The sequence below is a fragment of the Pseudomonas sp. TE3911 genome, from assembly GCF_054062775.1.
In genome coordinates, this window is record NZ_JBSSFP010000001.1 from 173,333 (window position 1) to 198,251 (window position 24,919).

Annotated in this window: 14 protein-coding genes; 9 read left to right on the top strand and 5 right to left on the bottom strand. The window is 61.2% G+C overall.

Going from position 1 to position 24,919, the window contains the following annotated elements; translation table 11 throughout:
* Positions 1-46: 46 nt before the first annotated feature.
* Entirely contained in the window at positions 47-1,624 is a 1,578-nt protein-coding gene (guaA, locus tag ACVWXD_RS00875) for a glutamine-hydrolyzing GMP synthase (protein WP_032890732.1), read from the top strand.
* A gap of 225 nt (positions 1,625-1,849) precedes the next feature.
* Positions 1,850-2,257 carry a hypothetical protein gene (locus ACVWXD_RS00880; protein WP_122756096.1) on the top strand — a complete coding sequence of 136 codons (408 nt, stop codon included), beginning with the start codon at positions 1,850-1,852 and terminating at the stop codon, positions 2,255-2,257.
* 28 nt (positions 2,258-2,285) lie between these two features.
* Here the strand turns inward: ACVWXD_RS00880 and ACVWXD_RS00885 are convergent, their stop codons facing one another.
* Both ACVWXD_RS00885 and treR read right to left on the bottom strand, forming a co-directional pair.
* Entirely contained in the window at positions 2,286-3,056 is a 771-nt protein-coding gene (locus ACVWXD_RS00885) for an APH(3')-II family aminoglycoside O-phosphotransferase (RefSeq protein WP_457370596.1), read from the bottom strand.
* Positions 3,057-3,075: 19 nt separating this feature from the next.
* Positions 3,076-3,780: a trehalose operon repressor gene (gene treR / locus ACVWXD_RS00890; RefSeq protein WP_032890738.1), complete on the bottom strand. Its 705-nt coding sequence runs from the start codon at positions 3,778-3,780 to the stop codon at positions 3,076-3,078.
* Positions 3,781-4,007: 227 nt separating this feature from the next.
* Between treR and treP the strand changes: the two genes are divergently transcribed.
* The 5 genes from treP to ACVWXD_RS00915 all read left to right on the top strand — a co-directional run bounded on the left by treP (position 4,008) and on the right by ACVWXD_RS00915 (position 11,362).
* Complete coding sequence (gene treP, locus ACVWXD_RS00895) at positions 4,008-5,450, top strand: PTS system trehalose-specific EIIBC component (RefSeq protein WP_032890740.1); 1,443 nt, start codon at positions 4,008-4,010, stop codon at positions 5,448-5,450.
* Between the two features lie 105 nt (positions 5,451-5,555).
* The gene (gene treC, locus ACVWXD_RS00900; protein WP_457370597.1) at positions 5,556-7,202 is read left to right on the top strand and encodes an alpha,alpha-phosphotrehalase; all 1,647 of its coding nucleotides are present in this window, start codon (positions 5,556-5,558) and stop codon (positions 7,200-7,202) included.
* Between the two features lie 71 nt (positions 7,203-7,273).
* Entirely contained in the window at positions 7,274-8,494 is a 1,221-nt protein-coding gene (locus ACVWXD_RS00905) for a carbohydrate porin (protein ID WP_457370598.1), read from the top strand.
* Between the two features lie 49 nt (positions 8,495-8,543).
* Complete coding sequence (gene ptsP / locus ACVWXD_RS00910) at positions 8,544-11,060, top strand: phosphoenolpyruvate--protein phosphotransferase (protein WP_457370599.1); 2,517 nt, start codon at positions 8,544-8,546, stop codon at positions 11,058-11,060.
* Between the two features lie 2 nt (positions 11,061-11,062).
* On the top strand, positions 11,063-11,362 hold the full coding sequence (locus tag ACVWXD_RS00915) for a PTS transporter subunit EIIB (RefSeq protein ID WP_032890748.1): 300 nt from the start codon (positions 11,063-11,065) through the stop codon (positions 11,360-11,362).
* A gap of 68 nt (positions 11,363-11,430) precedes the next feature.
* Here the strand turns inward: ACVWXD_RS00915 and mltF are convergent, their stop codons facing one another.
* Positions 11,431-12,891, bottom strand: coding sequence for a membrane-bound lytic murein transglycosylase MltF (mltF, locus tag ACVWXD_RS00920; RefSeq protein ID WP_032890750.1), 1,461 nt, complete (start codon positions 12,889-12,891; stop codon positions 11,431-11,433).
* 286 nt (positions 12,892-13,177) lie between these two features.
* Here mltF and purL point away from each other — a divergent pair, with 286 nt between their 5' ends.
* Both purL and ACVWXD_RS00930 read left to right on the top strand, forming a co-directional pair.
* A complete protein-coding gene (gene purL, locus ACVWXD_RS00925) occupies positions 13,178-17,074 on the top strand; it encodes a phosphoribosylformylglycinamidine synthase (RefSeq protein ID WP_286819644.1) in 3,897 nt (1,298 codons plus the stop codon).
* A gap of 4 nt (positions 17,075-17,078) precedes the next feature.
* Positions 17,079-17,390 carry an NGG1p interacting factor NIF3 gene (locus tag ACVWXD_RS00930; RefSeq protein WP_095185810.1) on the top strand — a complete coding sequence of 104 codons (312 nt, stop codon included), beginning with the start codon at positions 17,079-17,081 and terminating at the stop codon, positions 17,388-17,390.
* 66 nt (positions 17,391-17,456) lie between these two features.
* Here ACVWXD_RS00930 and ACVWXD_RS00935 read toward each other — a convergent pair whose 3' ends face one another.
* Complete coding sequence (locus tag ACVWXD_RS00935; RefSeq protein ID WP_286819646.1) at positions 17,457-23,135, bottom strand: membrane-targeted effector domain-containing toxin; 5,679 nt, start codon at positions 23,133-23,135, stop codon at positions 17,457-17,459.
* A gap of 77 nt (positions 23,136-23,212) precedes the next feature.
* A complete protein-coding gene (gene nagE / locus ACVWXD_RS00940; protein ID WP_260367513.1) occupies positions 23,213-24,919 on the bottom strand; it encodes an N-acetylglucosamine-specific PTS transporter subunit IIBC in 1,707 nt (568 codons plus the stop codon).

Here is a 24,919-nt window from a genome sequence, read left to right on the forward strand (position 1 = left end):
TCTTCAGCCCCGAGTTGTTTCTGATTCATTAGACGAGACTGACTTCATGGCCCTCGACATTCACGCCCACCGCATCCTGATCCTCGACTTCGGTTCCCAGTACACCCAACTGATCGCCCGCCGCGTGCGTGAAATCGGCGTGTATTGCGAACTGCACCCGTTCGACATGGATGACGAAGCGATTCGCGAATTCGCACCGAAAGGCGTCATCCTCGCCGGTGGCCCCGAGTCCGTGCACGAAGCCAACAGCCCGCGCTGCCCTCAAGCCGTATTTGACCTGGGCGTGCCGGTCTTCGGTATCTGCTACGGCATGCAGACCATGGCCGAGCAACTGGGCGGCAAGGTTGAAGGTTCCGAGCTGCGTGAATTCGGTTATGCCCGTGTAGATGTGGTCGGCAAAAGCCGCCTGCTGGACGGCATCGAAGACCACGTTGACGCCGATGGCCTGTTCGGCCTCGACGTGTGGATGAGCCACGGTGACAAGGTCACCAAGATGCCGGAAGACTTCCACATCCTGGCCAGCACCCCAAGCTGCCCGATCGCCGGCATGTTCAGCGACGAGCGTCGTTACTACGGCGTGCAGTTCCACCCGGAAGTGACCCACACCAAGCAAGGCGGCCGCATCCTGTCGCGCTTCATCCTCGACATCTGCGAGTGTGAAGCCCTGTGGACCCCGTCGAAAATCGCTGAAGACGCCATCGCCAACGTGCGTGCCCAGGTTGGTACCGACAACGTGCTGCTCGGCCTGTCCGGCGGCGTTGACTCCTCTGTGGTTGCTGCGCTGCTGCACAAAGCCATCGGCGACCAACTGACCTGCGTGTTCGTCGACAACGGCCTGCTGCGCCTGCACGAAGGTGAGCAAGTGATGGCCATGTTCGCCGAGAACATGGGCGTCAAGGTGATCCGCGCCAACGCTGAAGACCAGTTCCTCAACAACCTGGCCGGCGAGTCCGACCCGGAGAAGAAGCGCAAGATCATCGGTCGTACCTTCATCGACGTATTCGATGCCCAGTCCAACAAACTGGACAACATCAAGTACCTCGCCCAAGGCACCATCTACCCTGACGTGATCGAGTCGGCCGGCGCCAAGAGCGGCAAGGCCCACGTGATCAAGTCCCACCACAACGTGGGTGGCCTGCCTGAGGAAATGAACCTCAAGCTGGTAGAACCACTGCGCGAATTGTTCAAGGACGAAGTCCGCCGTCTGGGCCTGGAACTGGGCCTGCCGTACGACATGGTCTACCGCCACCCATTCCCAGGCCCGGGCCTGGGCGTGCGTATCCTTGGTGAAGTGAAGAAGGAATACGCCGACCTGCTGCGTCGTGCCGACCACATCTTCATCGAAGAACTGCGCAAGGCCGACTGGTACCACAAGGTCAGTCAGGCGTTCGTAGTGTTCCAGCCGGTGAAGTCGGTTGGCGTTGTCGGCGATGGCCGTCGTTACGCCTGGGTCGTTGCCCTGCGTGCCGTAGAAACCATCGACTTCATGACCGCCCGCTGGGCCCACCTGCCGTACGAACTGCTGGAGACTGTCAGCGGCCGTATCATCAATGAGATCGAAGGCATCTCGCGCGTTACTTATGACGTGTCGAGCAAGCCGCCGGCGACGATTGAGTGGGAATGATGGGACGTCCGGCATTGACCGGTACGATCTAGCAAGAAATACCCTGGAGCCCGCGTAATTGCGGGCTTTTGGCTTTTTGGTGCTGGCAAGTTCTGGCCGCTTTGTGCATCGCTAAGACAGTTACTTCATCAACGATACTTACGCTGTATCACAGTCTTCCAGTAGGGGGCTAAGCCAGTAGATGCAGGGCATTTTCTGCTCCGCCAAATCAAGGATGGAACATTTATGAAAATACGGATCTGGCTCAAAAGCTTCGCGTTGCTAATGCTGGTGGGCCTGGTGTTGAGTACAACGCTTCACCTCGCGCTTTACCTGCCGTTCATTGTGAAATACGTGGGGGTGGGTAGTTCACTCGGCCAGAAGATGCTGATATTCACTGCCATGGACATCCTTGCTTACCTAGTCTGGGTCTTGCCGGCAGGGTTGTTGTTGATATTCAACTTACGAAAGTCCGCCTACGGTGTAATGCTCATCGTAATTCTGACCTCCCTGAAATTCCCAGAGGCTCTTGCGCTGGCGCAATTGCTGATGTGGCTGTGGGCTGTATGTCTGGTGCTGAGGACTGTGTTGCTGGCGGTGTGGCTAAGCGGGTGCAAACTTCGCGACCTTTATAACTATCACCGTTCTAAATGATTGCGACCCCAGCAGGGCTTCAAGCGAGTTAGAAGAATTCATCCAGCAAGCAGTAAAACCTCATGCGCTGCTCATCAGGCTCAATACCGTAACGCTCGAAAAATGGCTTTACCCATTCCGGCCCAAGGTTACGCCCGATGCTGCGTGCCGCGAGCGCCAAGTCTTGGTATCGGTCGCTGATACCCAGGCGCCCGCAGTCGATGAACCCACTGAAACGGCCGCCTTGCGCCATGAAATTTGGCAGGCAGGCGTCACCATGGGCCACTACCAGATCATGGGTGTTTGGCTGAGTCGACAAGAGTTCGGCCAGCACATCTTCCGCGCTGCGTCCGAGTCGTTCGTCGTCGAAGTCTGTCTCATCGACCAGCCCGGCACGAACGCGCTCCCGCGCGAGCCCGATGCGTTGCTGTAGAGGGTGATCGAAGGGGCATTGCGCGAGGGGTATCTGGTGCAAGGTACGCAGGGCCGTTGCCAGTATGTCGATGGTTTGCGCGGCAGACAGCGTGTTGGCGCTGGCCAGGTCCTGTCCCGGAAGGGCGGTCATCAGCACCCAGTGGTGATGGTTTTCTGTCAGCTCAGCCAGCACGATGGGCGCCGGCAAATTAACCTGCTGGAGCCACCGAAGGCGCTCGACTTCATCCGCAAGCTCACCGAACGCTGCCTGGGGCTCGGCCTTCAGGAACAGGTCTGCACCACAGCCCTGGCTCAGGCGAAACACGTCAGCCCGCGATTCACCGATGGCCTGTTGCTCAATCAGGGCCTGCGGGAACTGTTCACGCCACGCGTTCGGAATATGCACTGTGCTTTCCGTTCTCGGCTCAGCGCCGCGCAATATCCGAAAAGTAAAACTTATCCAACGTATGCCGCGACTCGGTGTACTCGAACTGCCGCCCATCCTGCAAAAACGTCTGGTTGCTCACCACGATCACATGGCTTTGGCCGTCGAGGTCTAGGTGTGTCTGGTCGTCTTTACTGCGGGGCAGGGCTTCGATGGTGCGTTGGGCGTAGCTGATCTGCAGCTGCAAGGTCTGCTCGATAAACGCGTAGATCGACTGCTCGGCAATTGCTTGGTCCAGGCCAGGGATCAGGTCGGCGACAAAGTGGTTGATGTCGAGAATCACCCGTTTACCACCGATGCGCCGCACGCGTTTGATGCGGGTGATCAGGCTGCCGGGTTCGGCTTCGATGTGTTGCTGCAATGAGCCTTCCAGCGGGAACTGCGTGAACTCGACCACTTCGGTGTGTACGTCATCGCCCAGGTCGGCGTGAGTTTCGTGGAAGCTGACGATACCACCCAGTTGAAATTCGATCGGGTTGGGCGACAGGACGAAGGTGCCTTTGCCGTGGATTTTTTGCGCAAAGCCGCGTTCCTGCAGCTGCTCAATGGCGCGACGCACGGTGCCACGGCTGGCCTGGTAGCTGTCCATCAATTCGGTTTCGGAAGGAAGGCGCGTACCGCGTTGCAGGCGTTCAGTGGTGATGCTGGCAAGCAGATCCGTATAGATCTGGTTGTATTTGCTCATGTGATGGCTGCTCTGTGCCCGGCTTTCTGTAGGTGAACGGTGCGTTCAAGGCAGGAACCTTAGTGGCAGCGGTGGGGTTTGTCCATTGGGCCTTGGAAAGCGGTAAGCCAATATTTTTAAACTCGTCTGTACGAGTTGTTGCTTTAACTCGTACAGACGAGTACTTTTGGCTTCGGCGTGCTGCCAATGACTGCCCTCAAATAAAAAAATCAAAGTGGAAACCAAGCATGAGCCACGACTATTCAACGATCGCCCGCGAGATTCTCGACAACCTCGGGGGGCGCGAAAACCTTGAGCAAGCTGCCCACTGCGTGACCCGCCTGCGCCTGGCGCTCAAGGACCCAAGCCTGGTCAATAACAGCGCGTTGAACCAGGTCGATCTGGTCAAAGGCTCGTTCTTCACCGGTGGTCTGTTCCAAGTGGTCATCGGCCCCGGCGAAGTGGAAAAGGTCTACGCCGCCCTGCGCGAACAGACCGGCCTCGCCGCTGCCACCATCGCCGACGTAAAGAAGAAGGGCGCCGACAAGACCAACGCCATGCAGCGTCTGGTGCGGGTGTTCTCCGATGTGTTCATGCCGATCCTGCCTGCGCTGATCATCGCCGGCCTGCTGATGGGCGTGAACAACTTGATGGGCGCCAAGGGCATGTTCATCGAGGGCAAGACGTTGCTGGAGGCGTATCCGAACCTGGATGGCCTCTGGAGCCTGATCAACCTGATGGCCAACACCTCGTTCGTGTTCCTGCCGGCGCTGGTGGGCTGGTCGGCGGCGAAGCGGTTTGGCGGCAGTGAAATCCTCGGCATCGTGCTCGGGCTGATGCTGGTGCACCCGGACCTGCTCAATGCCTGGAACTACGGCAAGGCTGTGGCGGGGCTCGACGGCCAGAGCCTGCCGTATTTCGATATTTTCGGCTGGTTCAAGATCGAGAAAGTCGGCTACCAGGGGCAGATCCTGCCGATCCTGATGGCGGCGTATGTGATGAGCGTCATCGAGAAATGGCTGCGTGCTCGCGTGCCCAATGCCATTCAACTGCTGGTCGTGCCGATCACCACCATCGTCGTTACCGGCGTGCTGGCGTTGGCGATCATCGGCCCGGTGACCCGTCACCTCGGCATCCTGATCACCGAAGGCGTGGTCACCCTGTTTGACCTGGCGCCCATGCTCGGCGGGGCGATTTTCGGCCTGCTGTATGCACCGTTGGTGATCACCGGCATGCACCACATGTTCCTCGCCGTGGACCTGCAACTGATTTCCACCCAGGGCGGCACCTTTATCTGGCCGATGATCGTGATGTCCAACCTGGCCCAGGGCAGCGCCGCGCTCGCGGTGTTCTACATGACCCGTAATGCGCGGGACAAAAGCATGGCCTCGACCTCGGCGATTTCCGCGTACTTCGGTATCACTGAGCCGGCGATGTTCGGGGTGAACCTGCGCTTCAAGTTTCCGTTCTATGCGGCACTGCTTGGCTCGGCGCTGGGCAGCATTTTCCTGTCGATGAACAAGGTGCAGGCGTCAGCCATCGGGGTGGGTGGCTTGCCTGGGTTTATTTCGATCGTGCCGAGTGCCATTCCGATGTTTGTGATTGGGATGGTGGTCGCGATGGTGGTGCCGTTTGTTCTGACCTGTGCGTTGAGCATGAAGATTGTTCGGCCGGGTTATCGCGTCGCCTGATCGACCGCTATCGGGGGCAAGCCCCCTCCCACATTTGACCGCGCTCCCCTGTGCCGGCGATAGGGCCCAAGAGGCCGGCACACAATTCAACTGAAGGAACCCAGCATGCAAACCTGGCAACACTCGGTGATCTACCAGATCTACCCCAAAAGCTTCCACAGCCACGCGGGTAACGCCACCGGTGACCTGCTGGGCATCGTGGACAAACTCGATTACCTCCAATGGCTGGGCGTGGATTGCCTGTGGATCACGCCGTTCCTGCGCTCGCCGCAACGGGATAACGGCTACGACATCAGCGACTACTACGCCATCGACCCCAGCTACGGGACCATGGCCGACTGCGACCTGCTCATCAGCGAAGCGTCCAAGCGCGGAATCAAGTTGATGCTCGACATCGTGGTCAACCACACCTCCATCGAGCACGAGTGGTTCCAACAAGCGCGCAGCAGCCTCGACAACCCGTACCGCGACTTCTACATCTGGCGTGACCAGCCGAACAACTGGGAATCCAAGTTCGGCGGCTCGGCCTGGGAATACGAAGCGCAGACCGGCCAGTACTTCCTGCACCTGTTTGACCACACCCAGGCCGACCTCAACTGGGACAACCCCAAGGTCCGTGCCGAAGTGTTCAAGCTGATGCGCTTCTGGCGCGACAAGGGCGTGGGTGGTTTCCGGCTGGACGTGATCAACCTGATCTCCAAGCCTGCCGACTTCCCCGAAGACACCAGCGACGGCCGCCGCTTCTACACCGACGGCCCCAACGTGCACGAATATTTGCAAGAGATGCACCGCGAAGTCTTCGAAGGCCATGACCTGATCAACGTCGGCGAAATGTCGTCCACCAGCCTGGAGCACTGCATTCGTTACTCTCGGCCTGAGTCGAAAGAACTGTCGATGACCTTCAACTTTCATCACCTGAAAGTGGACTACCCCAACCTGCAAAAGTGGGTAAAGGCCGACTTCGATTTCCTGCAACTCAAGCGGATCTTGTCTGACTGGCAACTGGGCATGCAGGCCGGTGGCGGCTGGAATGCATTGTTCTGGTGTAACCACGACCAACCGCGAGTGGTCTCGCGCTTTGGGGACGACGGTGAACACCGCGTGGTCTCGGCGAAGATGCTCGCCACGGCGCTGCACTTCCTCCAGGGCACACCGTTCGTGTACCAGGGCGAAGAGTTGGGCATGACCAATCCGGGTTTCGACGCGATCGAACAGTACCGCGATGTGGAGACCCTCAATATCTATCGCCTCAAGCGCGATGCCGGTGAATCCGAGGCGTCGAGCATGGCGGCGATCATGCAGAAATCCCGCGATAACGGACGCACACCGATGCAGTGGAACACGCAGGCCAACGCTGGTTTCAGCAGTGGCGAGCCGTGGATCGGCGTTGCGGCCAATGCGGCGCAGATCAATGTCGACAGCCAGCGTGATGACCCGGACTCGGTGCTGCATCACTACCGTGCGCTGATCGCCTTGCGTCGTCACGAACCGCTGATTCAAGAGGGCGTTTACTGCGAACTGCTGCAAGACCATCCCCAAGTCTGGGCTTACCTGCGCGAGGGCCACGGCGAACGCCTACTGGTGCTGAACAATTTCTACGGGCAGCCCTGTGACATCCAACTGCCCGAGAGCGTGATCAGCGCGGCGAGTGAGCAGCGTCTGTTGATCAGCAATTACCCCGACTGTCCGCGGCGTACGTCTTCGGTGGTGCTGCGCCCTTACGAATCCTTCGTGCTGCACCTCAAGGACTAAGACCCGTTGTAACCCCCGTATGGGAGTGCGGGGGCGCTGCAAAAAACATAATAAAAATATCGGAGTGCTTCATGAAAACAACAATAAAGTTGGGCCTCGTTGCATCCTGCCTGAGCCTGCCTCTCGGCGCTCAAGCCCTCGAATTCGCCGGCTATTTGCGTAGTGGCGCGGGGACGTCAACCGGCAGTGGCCCGCAGCAATGTTTCCAACTGCCGGGCGCGCAATCCAAATATCGTTTGGGTAATGAATGCGAGCAATACGGCGAACTGGAACTGCGCCAGGACCTGCTGACCTTTGACGATGGCTCGGTGCTTAGCGTCGATGCCATGGCTTCCCTCTACAACAAGTACGACCGCGAGCTGAAATTCCAGGGCGAGAATAACGGCTCGGCGCGCATGCCGCAGATGTATGCGCAATGGTCGAACCTGCCCGCCCTCAACGGCGGTTCGGTGTGGGCCGGTCGGCGTTACTACAAACGTAACGACATCCATATCTCCGATTTCTACTACTGGAACCAGAGCGCCACCGGCGGCGGCATCGAGGACGTGCTGATCGGCGAACTTAAATACAGCTACGCCATTTCGCGCAAGGACAACCTGTACCAGAAGGAATACGCCACCCGTCACGACTTCAACGTCGCGGGCTTCAAGACCAACCCCGGCGGCGAGCTGGAGCTGGGCTTGAGCTATATCGAGAAAGCCGGCGGTCGCGATACCAACAGCGGCTGGGCACTGACAGCGCAGCACGTGCAAAAACCTTTCCTCGGCGGCAAGAACAAATTCGCCCTGCAATACGGCGAAGGCCCCGGCACTGGCCTGGGCTACACCGGCAATACCTTCCTGGATAAAAGCAGCAAAAGTTATCGCGCCGTGGAGTTCTTCGACTGGCAAGTGACCCCGCGCTTTGGTGGGCAGATCGAGGCGGTGTACCAGAAGGATATTCGCCCCGGCAGCCAGGACCAGACCTGGATGTCCATCGGCGTGCGCCCGGCCTATGCCCTCAGCGAGCAATTCAAACTGGTCACCGAGCTGGGCCATGATCAAGTCGATGCCAGCGGCGGTACGCGCAAGTTGAGCAAATTCACCTTCGCCCCTACATGGTCGCCCAAAGGCCCGGATTTCTGGGCACGGCCCGAAGTGCGCTTGTACTACACCTATGCCACCTGGAACGAAGCTGCCAAGCGTGCGGCGAATGAACTGGCGGCTGGTTCGGCGTTATCCGACACCGGGTCCTACGGCACCGCGCGGCATGGATCGAACTTTGGTGTGCAGGTCGAGTATTGGTGGAAGTGATCCCTCTTCTGCCCAATGATTTTTACAGAACCAAACAGCAGGTGACGTCATGACCGCAACTCAACCCCTGGAATTGCTGGCGCCTTTATCCGGCGTGCTGCTGGCGCTGGATCAGGTGCCGGACCCGGTGTTCGCCAGCCGCATGATCGGCGACGGCCTGTGCATCGATCCCACCTCGCAGACCTTGTGCGCACCGTTGACCGGGGTGGTCAGCAATATTCAGAACACGGGGCACGCGGTGAGTATCACCGACGACAACGGCGTGCAGGTGCTGATGCATATCGGCCTGGATACCGTGAACCTGGCGGGCAAGGGCTTCACCCGATTGGTCGAAGAAGGCCAGCGGGTGGAGGCCGGCGAGCCGCTGATCGAATTTGACGCTGACTACGTGGCGCTCAATGCCCGCAGTTTGCTGACCCTGATGCTTGTGGTCAGCGGCGAACCGTTCACCCTGCTGGCAAACGGTGCTGTCGACATCGGTCAGCCGCTGTTGCAGGTATCCCCAGGCGAGCCGATTGAAGCTGCAAGCGAGGAGGAGGGTGATGCGCTGTTCTCCAAACCGCTGAGCCTGCCCAACGCCAATGGCCTGCACGCGCGCCCGGCGGCGGTATTTGCCCAGGCGGCGAAGGGGTTCAATGCGAGCATTTATCTGCACAAGCAAACCCAAAGCGCCAACGCGAAATCCCTGGTAGCGATCATGGCGCTGCAAACCGTGCAGGGCGATATCTTGCAGGTGAGTGCGGCGGGAGAAGAGGCTGAGGCGGCCATCAAGGCGTTGGTGGAATTGCTGGCGCAAGGGTGCGGCGAGCCGGTCGCGGCAACGGTGGCGGTGGTTGAGTCGGTGGTGTCTGCGACTGTGCTGCGAGGTGTTTGCGCATCGCCGGGTTCGGCGTGTGGTCATGTGGTGCAGGTGGCTGAGCCTGAACTGAGCATCCCTGAAAAGGGCGCGGGCGAAGCGGTCGAGCGTGCCGCGCTGGCGCGTGCGCTGCGGGCTGCTACGGAAGCGCTGCAAACCTTGCAAGCCAAGGCGGTCGGCAGTGCCCAGGCGGAGATTTTCCGTGCTCATCAGGAATTGCTCGAAGACCCGACCCTGCTGGAACACGCCCATGGCCTGCTCGCCGCTGGCAAAAGCGCAGCATTTTCCTGGCACAGCGCCACGGCGGCCACGGTCAAGTTGTTCCAGGGGCTGGGCAATGCGCTGATCGCTGAGCGTGCAGCGGACCTGGCCGATGTGGGCCAGCGCGTACTCAAACTGATCCTGGAAATTGAGGACCGCGCCTGGGATCTGCCCGAGCGCGCCATCTTGATCGCCGAGCAACTGACCCCGTCACAAACCGCCAGCCTCGACACCGGCAAGGTGTTGGGGTTTGTCACGGTCGGCGGCGGTGCGACCAGTCATGTGGCGATCCTCGCCCGTGCTTTGGGTTTGCCAGCGATCTGTGGTGTGCCCGTGCAAGTACTGGCGCTGGTCAACGGCAAACACGTCCTGCTGGATGCCGATAAGGGTGAGCTGCACTTGGAGCCGAACCAGGCTGAGATCGAACAGTTGAAAGCCGCACGTCAACAACAGGCACAGCGACAGCAGCGCGACGTTGCACAGGCTGCGTTGCCCGCCATCACGCGCGACGGCCATCACGTTGAGGTCACGGCCAACGTCGCCTCATTGCAGGAGGTGGAGCAGTCACTGACTCTCGGCGGTGAAGGGGTCGGCTTGCTGCGTTCGGAGTTTCTGTACCTCGACCGCAACCGCGCGCCGAGCCCGGAGGAGCAGGCCAGCACCTACACGGCCATCGCCCGCGCCCTGGGCGCTGAGCGCAACCTGGTTGTGCGCACGTTGGACGTGGGCGGCGACAAACCGCTGACCTACGTGCCGATGGAGGCCGAGACCAACCCGTTCCTGGGCTTGCGCGGCATTCGCCTGTGCCTGGAGCGCCCGGAACTGTTGCGCGAACAGTTCCGCGCGATCCTCGCCAGCGCCGGCCTGGCGCGGCTGCATATCATGTTGCCGATGGTCAGCCTGCTGTCGGAACTGCACCTGGCCCGCAGGATTCTCGAAGAAGAAGCGCTGGCGCTGGGGGTGGGCGAGTTGCCGAAGCTGGGGATCATGATCGAAGTGCCCTCTGCGGCGTTGATGGCAGACGTGTTTGCGCCCCATGTGGATTTCTTCTCCATCGGCACCAACGACCTGACCCAATACACCCTGGCCATGGATCGCGACCACCCACGCCTGGCCAGCCAGGCGGACAGCTTTCACCCGGCGGTATTGCGCTTGATCGCCACCACCGTCAAGGCCGCCCATGCCCATGGCAAGTGGGTTGGCGTATGCGGCGCGCTGGCGTCCGAAGCGCTGGCGGTGCCGGTGCTGATCGGGCTGGGGGTGGATGAGTTATCGGTCAGCGTGCCGTTGATCCCGACCATCAAGGCCACCGTGCGCGAGCTGGACCTGGTCGACTGCCATAGCATTGCCCGTCAGGTGCTGGGCCTGGAAGAGGCCGCCCAAGTGCGCGAGGCCTTGCGTGGCTTTCACGCGGCGACCGTCGAAACCTCATCTGTGCTGGAGAACTGAGCATGTTGGATAAATTGAAGCAGGCGTTCTGGAAAGCCCTGACCCCGGATTTGATTGCCGAAACGGTCGAGGCGCCGACGCAGAGTCTAGTGTCGGCCGACGTGCTGAATGCGTTGGGTGGCGCGGATAACCTCACGTCGCAACAGCGTGTGGCGCTGACGCGGGTTAGGGTGCAATTGCAGGATGTGGGGCGGTTGGATGAGTCAGCGTTGAAAGCGGCGGGTGTGCCGGGTGTGATGGTGTTGGCGGGAGGTGTGGTGCACCTGATCACTGGCCTACAAGACGACGGTGATCGAATGTGAGCCGTTTGAATGGGGCGTAATTTACTTGCTTGTGGTGAGCGGGCTTGTCCCGCGCTGGTTGGTGGCGTTTAGAGCTTAGGGTTGTCTTCCGCAGGCTTGGTCTTGTCCACACCTGGCACATGCAGGTTGCCTTCGACCACCTGGTTGCCTTCCAGCTGCGGCTGCGTCACCCACGTCAGAATGTCGTAGTAGCGCCGGATGTTCGCCACAAAGTGCACCGGCTCACCGCCCCGGGCGTAGCCGTAGCGGGTCTTGCTGTACCACTGCTTCTGCGACAGGCGCGGCAGCATTTTCTTCACATCCAACCACTTGTTCGGGTTCAGGCCTTCTTTCTTCGCCAGGGTGCGCGCGTCGTCCAGATGGCCGGTGCCGACGTTATAGGCGGCGAGGGCAAACCAGGTGCGGTCTGGCTCGGCGATGCTGTCGTCCAACTCATCCTTGATTTTGGCCAGGTACTTGGCGCCGCCCATGATGCTCTGCTTGGGATCCAGGCGATTGGACACGCCCATGGCCTGTGCGGTGTTCTGTGTCAGCATCATCAGGCCGCGCACGCCGGTCTTGGAGGTGACCGCCGGTTGCCACAGTGATTCCTGGTAGCCGATGGCCGCTAACAGGCGCCAGTCGACCTTTTCTTCCTTGGCATAGGCCCGGAAGTGTTTCTCGTATTTGGGCAGGCGCTGCTGCAGATGCTGGGCGAAGGTGTAGGCGCCGACATAACCGAGCACATCGACGTGCCCGTAATAGCGGTCTTTGAGACGTTGCAGGGTGCCGTTCTTTTCCACCTTGTCCAGGTAGCTGTTGATCTCGTTGAGCAGGCTGTTGTCTTCGCCGGCGGCCACGGCCCAGCTCTGGTTGCTGGCGTTGCCCAGGTCGAAGGCCACGCGTACGTTGGGGAAGTACACCTGGTTCATCGCGACTTCGTTGGAGTCCACCAGGGTCAGGTCGATTTGCCCCTCGTCCACCATGCGCAGCAGGTCGACCACCTCAACCGCGTCGGATTCTTCGTACTCGATTGCAGGGTTTTGCTTTTTCAGCTCGGCCAATTGCTCGGCGTGGGTACTGCCCTTGAGCACCATGATCTTCTTGCCCACTAAGTCCGCCGCGTTCGTCGGCCGTGACTGGCCGTTGCGGTAGATGACCTGCGGAGTGACTTCAAGGTAAGGATGGGAGAAACGCACCTGTTGCTGGCGCTGCTCGCTGCTGACCAGGCCGGCGGCGGCGAGCACCGGGCCATTGGTCTTGCCCAGTTGGCCGAACAGGTCGTCGAGGTTGTCGGCAGTCTCGATCTCCAGCTTCACGCCCAGGTCGTCGGCAAAGCGCTTGACCAGTTCATATTCGAAACCGGTTTCACCGTTGCGGTCCTGGAAATACGTGGCCGGGCTGTTCCGGGTAATGACCCGCAATACGCCATCCTCCTTGATTCGCTCAAGCGTGCTGGGTTTATCAACACAGGCGCTGAGCATCAGGAAGAGTCCGGTGGCGATGAGCCATTTGGCGCATCGCGGGCGCAAAGCAGTTGGTGAGAACATCTGCGCAGTATACGCAAACGGCCCACGGCGCCATATCTCGACAGCGGGGGACTTGTCTGCTAGCGCCGCCAAAACTGTGCTGCAGCCCGCAGAAACGTGGCTTGGCGGGCAAATGTGACGGTTAAAATAACTACGCGCAATGCCTTGGATAACGCCCCGATAGTGTGCAAACCGTGCCAACTGACGTCCGGCAGCAGCCAGCGATGCCGTTTCGGGTGCCGTTGGCGATGGTTTACGCTAGAATGCACGGCCTCAAAGCACACCCCTTCCCGAGGCTGTCCCGAAGATGTTGATCCTGCGCGGCGCTCCTGCCCTTTCTGCCTTTCGCCACAGCAAACTCCTTGAACAACTGAGCCAGAAGGTTCCAGCGGTTACAGGCCTGTATGCTGAATTTGCTCACTTCGCCGACGTTACCGGCGTATTGACCGCCGACGAACAGCAAGTGCTCGCACGCCTTCTGAAGTACGGCCCAAGCGTTCCCGTTCAAGAGCCGACCGGCCGCTTGTTCCTGGTTCTGCCACGGTTCGGCACCATCTCGCCCTGGTCGAGCAAGGCCAGCGACATCGCCCGCAACTGCGGCCTGGAAAAAATCCAGCGCCTGGAGCGCGGTATCGCCTTCTACGTTGCCGGCCAGTTCAGCGATGCCGAGTCCGAGCTGATCGCCAGCAGCCTGCACGACCGCATGACCCAGATCATCGTCAGCCAGCTCGAACAGGCTGCCGGTCTGTTCAGCCACGCCGAGCCCAAGCCGCTGACCGCGATTGACGTGCTTGGCGGTGGCCGCGCCGCCCTGGAGAAGGCCAACACCGAACTGGGCCTGGCCCTGGCCGAAGACGAGATCGACTACCTGGTCAACGCCTTCAACGGCTTGAAGCGCAACCCGCACGACATCGAACTGATGATGTTCGCCCAGGCCAACTCCGAGCATTGCCGTCACAAGATTTTCAACGCCAGTTGGGACATCGACGGCCAGAGCCAGGAAAAAAGCCTGTTCGGCATGATCAAGAACACCTACGTGATGCACAGCGAAGGCGTTCTGTCGGCGTATAAGGACAACGCCTCGGTGATCGTCGGCTCCGTCGCCGGCCGTTTCTTCCCGGATCCAGAGACCCGCCAGTACGGCGCGGTTCAGGAACCGGTGCACATCCTGATGAAAGTCGAAACCCACAACCACCCGACCGCGATTGCCCCGTTCCCTGGCGCAGCCACCGGTTCCGGCGGTGAAATCCGTGACGAAGGTGCTACCGGACGTGGCGCCAAGCCAAAGGCCGGCCTGACCGGTTTCACCGTGTCCAACCTGCAGATCCCTGGCTTTGAACAGCCGTGGGAAGTGCCGTACGGCAAGCCTGAGCGCATCGTTACCGCCCTCGACATCATGATCGAAGGCCCGCTCGGCGGCGCCGCGTTCAACAACGAGTTCGGTCGCCCGGCTCTGACTGGCTACTTCCGTACCTTCGAACAGTCCATCACCACGCCCCATGGTGATGAAGTGCGCGGTTACCACAAGCCGATCATGTTGGCCGGCGGCATGGGCAACATCCGTGAAGAACACGTCAAGAAAGGCGAGATTCTGGTCGGCTCCAAGCTGATCGTGCTGGGTGGCCCGGCGATGCTGATTGGCCTGGGCGGCGGTGCTGCTTCCTCTATGGCAACCGGCACCAGCTCGGCTGATCTGGATTTTGCTTCCGTACAGCGTGAAAACCCGGAAATGGAGCGTCGCTGCCAGGAAGTCATCGACCGTTGCTGGCAGTTGGGTGACAAGAACCCGATCAGCTTCATCCATGACGTCGGTGCTGGTGGTTTGTCCAACGCCTTCCCGGAACTGGTCAACGATGGTGACCGTGGTGGCCGTTTCGAACTGCGCAACATTCCAAACGACGAGCCGGGCATGGCCCCGCACGAAATCTGGAGCAACGAATCCCAAGAGCGTTACGTGCTGGCCGTCGGCCCTGAAGACTTCGCGCGCTTCCAGGCCATCTGCGAACGCGAGCGCTGCCCGTTTGCCGTGGTCGGCGAAGCCACTGCCGAGCCGCAACTGACGGTCACTGACAGCCACTTCGGCAACAGCCCGGTGGACATGCCCCTCGAAGTGCTGCTGGGCAAAGCCCCGCGCATGCACCGTTCAGCGGTGCGTGAAGCCGAGCTGGGCGATGATTTCGACCCAAGCACACTCGAACTGGCCGACAGCATCGAACGCGTGCTGCATCACCCGGCCGTGGCGAGCAAAAGCTTCCTGATCACCATCGGCGACCGCAGCATCACCGGTCTCGTAGCCCGTGACCAAATGGTCGGCCCATGGCAGGTGCCGGTGGCCGACGTTGCCGTCACCGCCACCAGCTTCGACGTCTACACCGGTGAAGCCATGGCCATGGGCGAGCGTACGCCGCTGGCCCTGCTGGACGCCCCGGCGTCGGGCCGCATGGCCATTGGTGAAACCCTCACCAACATCGCCGCGTCGCGTATCGGCAAACTGTCTGACATCAAACTGTCGGCCAACTGGATGTCCGCTGCCGGTCACCCGGGTGAAGATGCGCGTCTGTATGACACCGTAAAAGCGGTCGGCATGGAGCTGTGCCCGGAACTGGGCATCACCATTCCAGTGGGCAAGGACTCGATGTCCATGGCCACCCGTTGGAACGAAGACGGCACCGACAAGAGCGTGACCTCGCCGCTGTCGTTGATCGTGACCGGTTTTGCACCGGTTACCGATGTTCGCCAGACCCTGACCCCGCAACTGCGCATGGACAAAGGCACCACCGATCTGATCCTGATCGACCTGGGCCGTGGCCAGAACCGCATGGGCGCCTCGATCCTCGCGCAAACCCACGGCAAGCTCGGCAAAGTGGCGCCGGACGTTGACGACGCTGAAGACCTCAAAGCCTTCTTCGCCGTGATCCAGGGCTTGAACGCCGACGGCCATCTGCTGGCTTACCACGACCGTTCCGACGGCGGCCTGCTGACCAGCGTTGTCGAGATGGCGTTTGCCGGTCACTGCGGCCTGAACATCGTGCTCGACAGCGTTGCCGAGGATGCATCCGAGATCAACGGCATCCTGTTCAACGAAGAGTTGGGCGCCGTGATCCAGGTTCGCCAGGACGCGACCCCGGACGTACTCGCTCAATTCAGCGCCGCTGGCCTGGACGACTGCGTGGCGGTGATTGGCCAGCCGATCAACAACGGTGAAATCAATATCTCGTTCAATGGCGATACAGTGTTTGCCGGTCAACGCCGTCTGCTGCAACGCCAGTGGTCCGAGACCAGCTACCAGATCCAACGCCTGCGTGACAACGCCGATTGCGCCGAGCAGGAATTCGACGTGATCCTGGAAGAAGACAACCCGGGCCTGAGCACCAAGCTCAGCTTCGACGTCAACCAGGACATCACCGCGCCGTACATCAAGAAAGGCATTCGCCCACAAGTTGCTGTGCTGCGTGAGCAGGGCGTCAACGGCCAGGTGGAAATGGCGGCGGCGTTCGACCGTGCCGGCTTTAATGCGATTGACGTGCACATGAGCGATATCCTCGCCGGTCGCGTTGACCTCAACGAGTTCAAAGGCCTGGTCGCTTGCGGCGGTTTCTCCTACGGCGACGTGCTGGGTGCCGGTGAAGGCTGGGCCAAGTCGGCCCTGTTCAACAGCCGTGCCCGCGATGCGTTCCAAGGCTTCTTCGAGCGCAACGACAGCTTCACCCTGGGTGTGTGCAACGGTTGCCAGATGATGTCCAACCTCAGCGAACTGATCCCGGGCAGCGAGTTCTGGCCGCACTTTGTGCGTAACCGTTCCGAGCAGTTCGAAGCCCGTGTCGCCATGGTGCAGGTGCAGGAGTCCAACTCGATTTTCCTGCAAGGCATGGCCGGTTCGCGCATGCCGATCGCCATCGCCCACGGCGAAGGCCATGCGGAGTTCGCGAGCGAAGAAGCCTTGCTCGAAGCCGACCTGTCCGGTTGTGTGGCCATGCGCTTCGTCGACAACCACGGCAAAGTCACCGAAAACTACCCTGCCAACCCGAACGGCTCGCCGCGCGGGATCACCGGCCTCACCAGCCGCGACGGCCGCGTGACCATCATGATGCCGCACCCGGAACGTGTATTCCGCGCTGTGCAGAACTCGTGGCGCCCGGAGGAGTGGAACGAAGACGGTGCGTGGATGCGCATGTTCCGTAACGCTCGCGTTTGGGTGAACTAAGGTCGTGTACAAGCTTGCCTTCTTTGTGCCCGACAGCCATGTAGAGACGGTGAAAACCGCCGTCTTTGCAGCTGGCGGCGGACGCATTGGCGACTACGACAACTGCGCCTGGCAAGTGCTGGGCCAGGGCCAATTCCGCGCGTTGGACGGCAGTCAGCCGTTTATCGGCCAGGTTGGCCAGGTCGAAGTCGTCGAAGAATGGAAGGTCGAGTTGGTGGTGGCGGATGCGCTGATCGTGGCTGTTGTGGCTGCGTTGAAGCTGAGCCACCCCTACGAGACACCGGCGTACGAGGTATGGCAGTTGGCGGATTTCTGATTCGTTGACGGCATAAACAAGAAACCCGCTGGGCCAGTTTGGTCAGCGGGTTTTTTGTTGCCTGGATTACGGCGCGGGCGTCAGTTGTACCTGGGCGCGTACGGCGTCGATCAAGGTGGTTTGGTAGAGGAAGCGCTGCTGCGCCATGCCCCAGCGATCGATGTAGAACAGGCCCTGGTCATCGACCTGGATCGGGGTCGAGACGATTTCGCCGCTGCGGGATTTGTGCAGCAGGTTGCTTTCGGCCATTGACGGGTGTTCGACCAGAAAGTGGCCGGACACTTTCAGTCGGGTGCGGTCCAGCGGTACGAATGCGGCAGGCTCACGCATGCCAGCCACGCCGACCTTTAGCGTGAAGTCGCTGCGCAGTGCCGTCCAGCGGGTTTCCAGACCTGTCTCCCAGCGGCCGGGGCGGATGGGGGACGACAGGTTGGGCGCAGCATCGCGGATATGCAGGCTGGCGGCGCCTTGCAGCTCGGCCAGGCCGGGCACTTGCAGGTTGGTGTTGGTGTGGGCGCTGCCGATGAACGCCACCCATTTGTGTGGGCCGTGCGCCGCCTGGTCAGCGTCGATCACCCGTGACGCGAAGTAGCTGAACATCTGGTTGCGCGCCTCTGTGTTGGCGCCCTTGACGTGGTAACTGGCGGTGCAGTCGAGTGCGCGTACACGCAACCCATATTTGTTGGCTTGCTGGATCACTTCGAAGTAGGTGTTAGCGCCACTGTAGAGCGGCATGTGCCCGGCATCCTGGCGTTTGAGGTAGTCCTTGAGCGTGGGCGAAAGGCGTTTGGATTGGCGGAAGGCATCCAGCTCTGCCTGGTGCAGGTCGGTGAGCAAATGTTCTACGTACAGCGTGTCGAACTTGAGCGCCTTGAGTTGCTTCATGTGTTTGATCAGAAACGCCTTGCTCGTCTGCGCGCTGTGGGCCTCGCCGATGACCAGCCCCGCCAGCCGGCTTTCGCTGACAGCGCGCAGAAACGGTTCCGGCTGCGTCTGCCCGCTGAGTCGCGACAGTTCCGGGCGAGCCGGCAGGGTGTGCTGGCTGAAGTACTGCTGTGCATCTTGGGTCAGACGCTCCCGCGTTTTCTTGAACACTGAAAACGCCTTGCGGTGCTCGGGGGCCGGCAGGAAATGACTGTCCAGGCCGTGGGACTGGTATGACTGGGTCTGGATGCTTTCGCGCAGGTCCGCAGCGATATCGTAGTCGCTGTAATGCGTGACCGTTGCCGCACCACTCGACGGGCCAGGGGATTCTACGGTTCGTTCAGGCCCGCGCACGGCCAGGGTGTAATCGGCGGAAGCGTCGCTGGCGTCGATGCGCAAACCCACGGCATGGTCAGCGCCGACATTTTCCACGCGCACAGAAACCGCCTTGTGCAGATCGGCCAAGCCCGGGACTTGATCAGCCGCGCGCATGCGCGCGGGGTCCAACAGGGCAATCCAGCGCTCATCGGGCAGGGCTTCGCTGTCGCCTTGCAGGACTTTGTGCGAGTAGAAGTTGCGCAACGCGGTGCTGCGCGTTGTGGTGGGTGGGGTGTCGCCTAGGTTGAGGGCATCATCCAGGTCGTAGCAGGTCGAGGCGTCCAGTGCCTTGATCTTGATGCCTTTGGCCGAAGCCTTGCGTACCAGCGCCACATAGGAGAATTCGGCGTTGTCGGCAAAGCCCATTGCCTTGTCGACGAGCTTCAGATGCCGCTCGATGTGCTTCCAGGATTTGCCGCTGTTGAGCTTGTCCAGTTTCAGGCGAAACACATCACCGGGCAGGTATTCGATGTACAGGCGCTTGAAACCTTTGTTGAGCAGCGCGTCGATGTTCTCGATAAGCACCTGCTGGCCGACACCGCTGCCGGGGATGGCGCCAATGATCAGGTTCGGTGCGCGGCTAAATGCGGGGTTATCGGTGAGCGTGGGCAACGATGTCTCCCGCGTTACCGTAGGTACCTCGGCACGGGGCGCGACGGGCGGCTGCTGGCGGAAAAAGTCCTCGGCGTCGCGGGTCAATTGGCTGACTTGTTGCTGATACACATCGCGCACCGGCTGCAATTCCCGGGACGCCGCAGCGACGGTGACGTGCGGGTTTTGGTACACCCAGTCACCCTGTTGGCGCAGTTGCGCCGTGAGGTCGGGGTTGAGCACCTGCTCCAGTTTGTCCGCGTACTGGGCGGGCATCTCGTAGTGCTTGAGCGCATCGGGGGCCTGCGGGACTTTTTGATACTTCGGCGCGCCGCCAGTCACACCGGTACGGCGCCATACACCTTGGGTATCCGGTGCGGCGAGGCGGGTGGTGGAGACCAGCTTGCCGGTGACCGGGTCGAGGCGATAGAGCAAATAGCGTCCGATCGGGTCCGGAGTCTGATGAGCCCAGAGATATTCGCCATTGAACAGCACCGATTGCATCCCCGCAGGCTTGAGTGGCGCCGGTTCCACGGCGCTGATCAACTGCAGCGTCGGGCTCTGTACGAGGCGCCTTGGGGCCTGGCGCACGGCGAACTGTTGCAAGGTGCCGAGGGCCGGGCGCAGGTCGGTGAACAGCCCGCCGGCGCTGTTGAGCAGGTAACCCATCAAGTGTTCCAGGGCCTGGGCGTTGTCGCCCTGGTGGTAAGCGTGCAGAGCCAGCATGGCGTCCTTGAACGCCAGCGCCAGACCGATGCTCAGGCTCAGTACTGGAAAAGGCGCGGTAGCGATGGCGGCAACCCATTCCACACAGGTCCAGGCGATGCCGCTGATCATCTGGGTGCGGTTGACGGTAGTCGCGTGAACATCATCAATGGTGCGTTGCAGCTTGAGGTCATACACCTCGCGCCGCAGGTCCTGGATCTGGGTTTGCGCGCGTATCGGGTCATAGCGCGGCGGGCTGATGCTGGTTTTATCCAGCCCTTCAGGCAACTGGTGCCGGGCGTCCTCCAGGAATGTGCGCACTCGTCCCTGGGACTGCACCGCGACGCGTTGCACCAGGTAACCGAGCATGCCGGGCAGTTTTTTCAGCAGGTAGTTGAACTGCCTGGCTTCGCGCACGCTGACGCCGTCCGGGGCATTGGGGGTGTAGAGAAGCGTTGGGTCATCGGCATGGGTGAACAGATAGCAGCCGATCACCCAGTCGCCGTCGATGACCAGGCGGTGGATCCCATGGTCGCGGCGGATGGCCGGTGCCGTCTCGCCCATCTTCGCAATACTGCGCTCCAGCCATTCCCGGTCGATGGACGCGATATCCCCCTGCAAGTGAGATTCCAGAGCGGCACTGCGCAATTGCCATTGAGTAATGGCCAGTGTGGTATCGCGGCGCAGCTTGTAGTCCGGGCTGCCGACGTTCAGTAGGCGTGTCTTGATCTCATCGATGTAGCGCTGGCCGATCCAGACGCCGGTGACCGAGCGTGCGACTTTTTCGGCGGTCAATGGGCTCAGGTCGATGCCTTCGGGGCCTTTGAAACGTGCCGAGCGCGAGAACTTTTCGTCGAGAAAACCGATCCCATCGGCATAGCCGTCGCGATACAGCTGGGTGTAGTTGATGGGCGCAGCCTTTGCCGACCCCGGTGAGTAGGCCCAAACAGTGTCGGGGTCGACATCGTTGCGTGGGCGTCCCAACAGCTCATTCAGACGGGCGCGCGCCTGCTCATGCAGGTAAGCGCTGAAGCCCGGCACTTGCGCCTCGGACAACGAATAATCGTTGTAGGCGCGCAGACCGCCTTTGGTGTCGTCCGCCAGTTTCATCAGGGTTCGCCGCGTGGTCAGCGGCGCAGCACGGAACCAGGCGGGCGTGCTGAACTCATCGTCATCCAGGCGCGTGGCCAACACATGGGTGGCCATGGCCTTGAGGCAATCGGCATGGCTGCCGGCGTGTCCGAAGCTGATTTCGCGGTGTTCCTGGGCGTGAAACTTGTAGCTCAGGCCGCTGAGCACCTGTTTCATCTTGGCCCGAAAGCGCAGGGCGACGCGGCTGATCAGGTAATCGGTGAGGGTACCTGGCGGCGATTTGAGGCCATTGTCCAAAGTCCAGCCGAGGATGTGGTTCTGGCAGGCAATTTCACTGCCGAACGCCTGGAACTTTTGCTCGCGCGGAGCCTGCGGCGTACACAGCAACACGCGGTCGACGGCGCCGCTGGCGTCGCGCCGGAGCAGCACCCACAGGTCTTGCAGTTGGGCCTCGTGCAGCGCCAGGGTCGTGGCGCTCAGCAATGGATCGCTGCCCTGGCGCACGCGTTGGATCAGTTCGAAATCGTCAGCAGTGAGATGCCCCTGCAGCATTGCGGTGCAGGCCAGCGCGTTGATTCTGTGGTCGAGCATGGCTTCGATGGCCTGGCACAGCTCGGTCTTGGCATGCAGCTGCTTTTGCAGGTCCCTGAAGTCGATACGCGGTTGCAACGTGCCCATTTGTTGCGCGAGCCAGGCCGGTGTCAGCGCGGCGTAGGTGTCGGGCAGTGGCGCGCCGTCGTAGCTGAGGCTGGTCTTTTCGAGGAAATCGGAACCGGCGTTTTCATCGTCGGGATGCAGGCCACGCAAGGCCAATTCGACCAGGTCGCGTTTGTGGCTGTATTCACCGATCGGTGTGACGGCGCGGCGGGTGGTCACCAGCAAGCGTTGTGGTTCCAGGTCGTGGATATCCAGGTCATCGCTCAGGCGTTCCAGCCATTGGTGGCGTGCCAGTGTGTACGGCGTGCCCAGGGCGCCGAACAGTTGTTCCAGGCGCTGCCGGGACTGGTCGTAATGCTGCAAGTGTTCGGCGAGTCGTGCGCGTTGGGTGTCTGAGGCGCTGCGGTACCAGTCTGGCGCGCTGTGCCGTAACCATCGGTCGAGCAGCAATTGGGCGCGCCATTGCAGTCGCGCGCCGAGGTCGGGCACGGCGTCGACGATGGCCTGCTCCAGCGCATTGATCAGTGCCTGCGCGTCAGTGTGCGGGTTGTCCACCAGGCTCAGGGCGCGGTCGATGTCGGCGCTGCGCTTGGCGATCAGTTGGTTGTCGAGGTGCTCGAACAGTGGCCGTTCGCTGATCGGGGTCAATGCCAGCGGCCAGATGGCTTGCGGCGTCAGTGCGCGGTAGTCGGTCGCCAGCAGGCCCATGAAGTGAGCGCGCTCGGCGGCGGTGTCCAGGCGTTGGAACAGATCGCTGTCGAGGTCGGCCAGGGAGGCGAAAAACTCAATCCCGCGCGAGGGAGTGAACAGTGCCACGCGGCCAACCGGCGTGCTCGATTGAAGCTCGCTTACCATCGGGCTTGAATGTTCGGTCAGCACAAACGCGCCGGCCAGTTCGATGGTTTGCCCCTGGTATTCAAAGGTCAGTGCATACAGGCCGGGGCGTTGCGTGACGCCCAGTGGTACGCGGTCCAGGATCGCCTGCTCTTGAGGGTGGAAAAGGCGATCGGCGACCGCGAGTGCGGTTTCGTGGGTCAGTGCGGTGTAGCCGGCTTCAAAGGTCATGAAGGATTTGCGCGCTTTGCCGTCGATCTGCTCGCGGCTATCCATATCCAGCAATTGCGTGTTGAGCGTGGCCTTGAGCGTGGTCAGCAGGGCCTGACCTTCAGTACTGCGCAGATCGCTGTTGGCCAGGTTCTGGTACAGCACGCGGCTGTTTGTCAGGAACTGCTGGCGGTAGTTTTCCAGATGGGTATTCAGGCGCTCCAGGTACGCGAGTGGAGGCGACGCCGGCTGCGTCGGCAGCAGCGGTGCATCGAGGTCGAGTAGGTGGTGGCCGATCAAGTTGAGTGAGCCTTTGATCTCGTCAAAGGTCAGGGGTGGGGTGGAAGTGCTCACGGGCACAGGCTCCATGCTGAGGATTGGAGCCCTCAGCATGGGCACGACCGCCCCGAACAGGGCGGTAGATAGGTAGGTCAGGCGCCGGCGCGGACTGGCTGGCGAGAGGTCAGGGCCTTGAGTGCGGCGCTTAAGCCTTGGGCCTGCTCGCCGACCAGCAGGTGCCACACACCGGCGTCGATCCGGCTGACACCCTGGCAACCGAGTGCCGTGAGCTGCGCCTGCGACAGCGCGTTTTCGTCGGCCAGGTGCAGGCGCAGGCGGGTCATGGCCACGCATTCCAACTGCACGACATTGGCCTGACCGCCCAGCGCATCCAGCCATTGCTGCGCCACGGTCGAGGCAACGTTGCTGGCTTGAGTCGGCGCAGTGGCGCTGGCAGGTGATGTGCTGACGGAGGTCGGCATCGCCAGACGAATCTCATCGGCAATGCTGTCTGCCAGCGGCCCGACCACTACCTGCAAACTGCCCCCGTTGCCCGGCCGCACAATGGCCATCGCGCCCAGGGCTTTGAGCTCGGCATCCACTGCCTTGTTGCGGTCAACCATGTCCAGGCGCAGGCGAGTGGTGCAGGCACCGACGCTCAGCAGATTGTCCGCGCCGCCCAAGGCGCGGATGTACGCCGTGGCGCGCTGGTTGTCGCTCATTGCTTCGGCCGGTGCCACTTGGCCGTCTTCACGGCCCGGGGTTTTCAGGTTGAAGCGGCGAATGCAGTAGCTGAACACCGTGTAGTAGATCGCTGCGTACGCCAGCCCCACCGGCACCACCAGCCAGCCATTGGTGGACTTGCCCCAGCCCAGCACCATGTCGATAAACCCGCCGGAGAAGGTAAAGCCCAGGTGGATATTCAGCATATTGGTCACGGCCATCGACAGACCGGTGAGCAGCGCATGGATCAGGTACAGGAACGGCGCGAGAAACATGAATGCGAATTCAATCGGCTCGGTCACGCCGGTGAGAAACGAGGTCAGCGCCATCGACAGGAAGATCCCGCCCATCACCTTGCGCCGTTCCGGCAGGGCGTTGCGGTACATCGCCAGGCACGCGGCGGGCAGGCCGAACAGCATCACCGGGAACATGCCGGTCATGAATTGGCCTCCTTTGGGGTCACCGGCAAAATAGCGGGTCAAGTCGCCGGTCACTACGGCGCCGGTGGCCGGGTCGGTGAAGCTGCCGAACACAAACCAGGCCATGTTGTTGAGGATGTGGTGCAAGCCGGTGACGATCAGCAGGCGGTTGAACACGCCGAACACGAACGCGCCGATGCTGCCGCTTTCCATCAGCAGCACGCCGAAACTGTTGATGCCGTGCTGGATCGGCGGCCAGATCAGGCCAAAGATCACCCCCAGCCCAACCGCTGAGAACCCGGTGACAATCGGCACGAACCGTCGCCCGCCGAAGAAGGCCAGGTACTCAGGCAGCTTGATGTCCTTGAAACGGTTATACAGCGCACCGGCCATCAAGCCGCTGGCGATCCCGGCGAGCATGCCCATGTTGATGCTGGTGTCCATCACCTTGAGGGTAGAGATCATCACCAGGTAGCCAATCGCACCGGCCAGCCCGGCTGTGCCGTTATTGTCGCGGGCAAAGCCCACGGCGATACCGATGGCGAAGATCAGCGCCAGGTTGGCGAAGATCGCCTGGCCGGCATCGTGCATCACTGCGATGTTGAGCAGGTCGGTATCGCCCAGGCGCAACAGCAGGCCGGCAATCGGCAGGATGGCGATAGGCAGCATCAGCGCGCGGCCCAGGCGTTGCAGGCCTTCGATGAACAGTTGGTACAT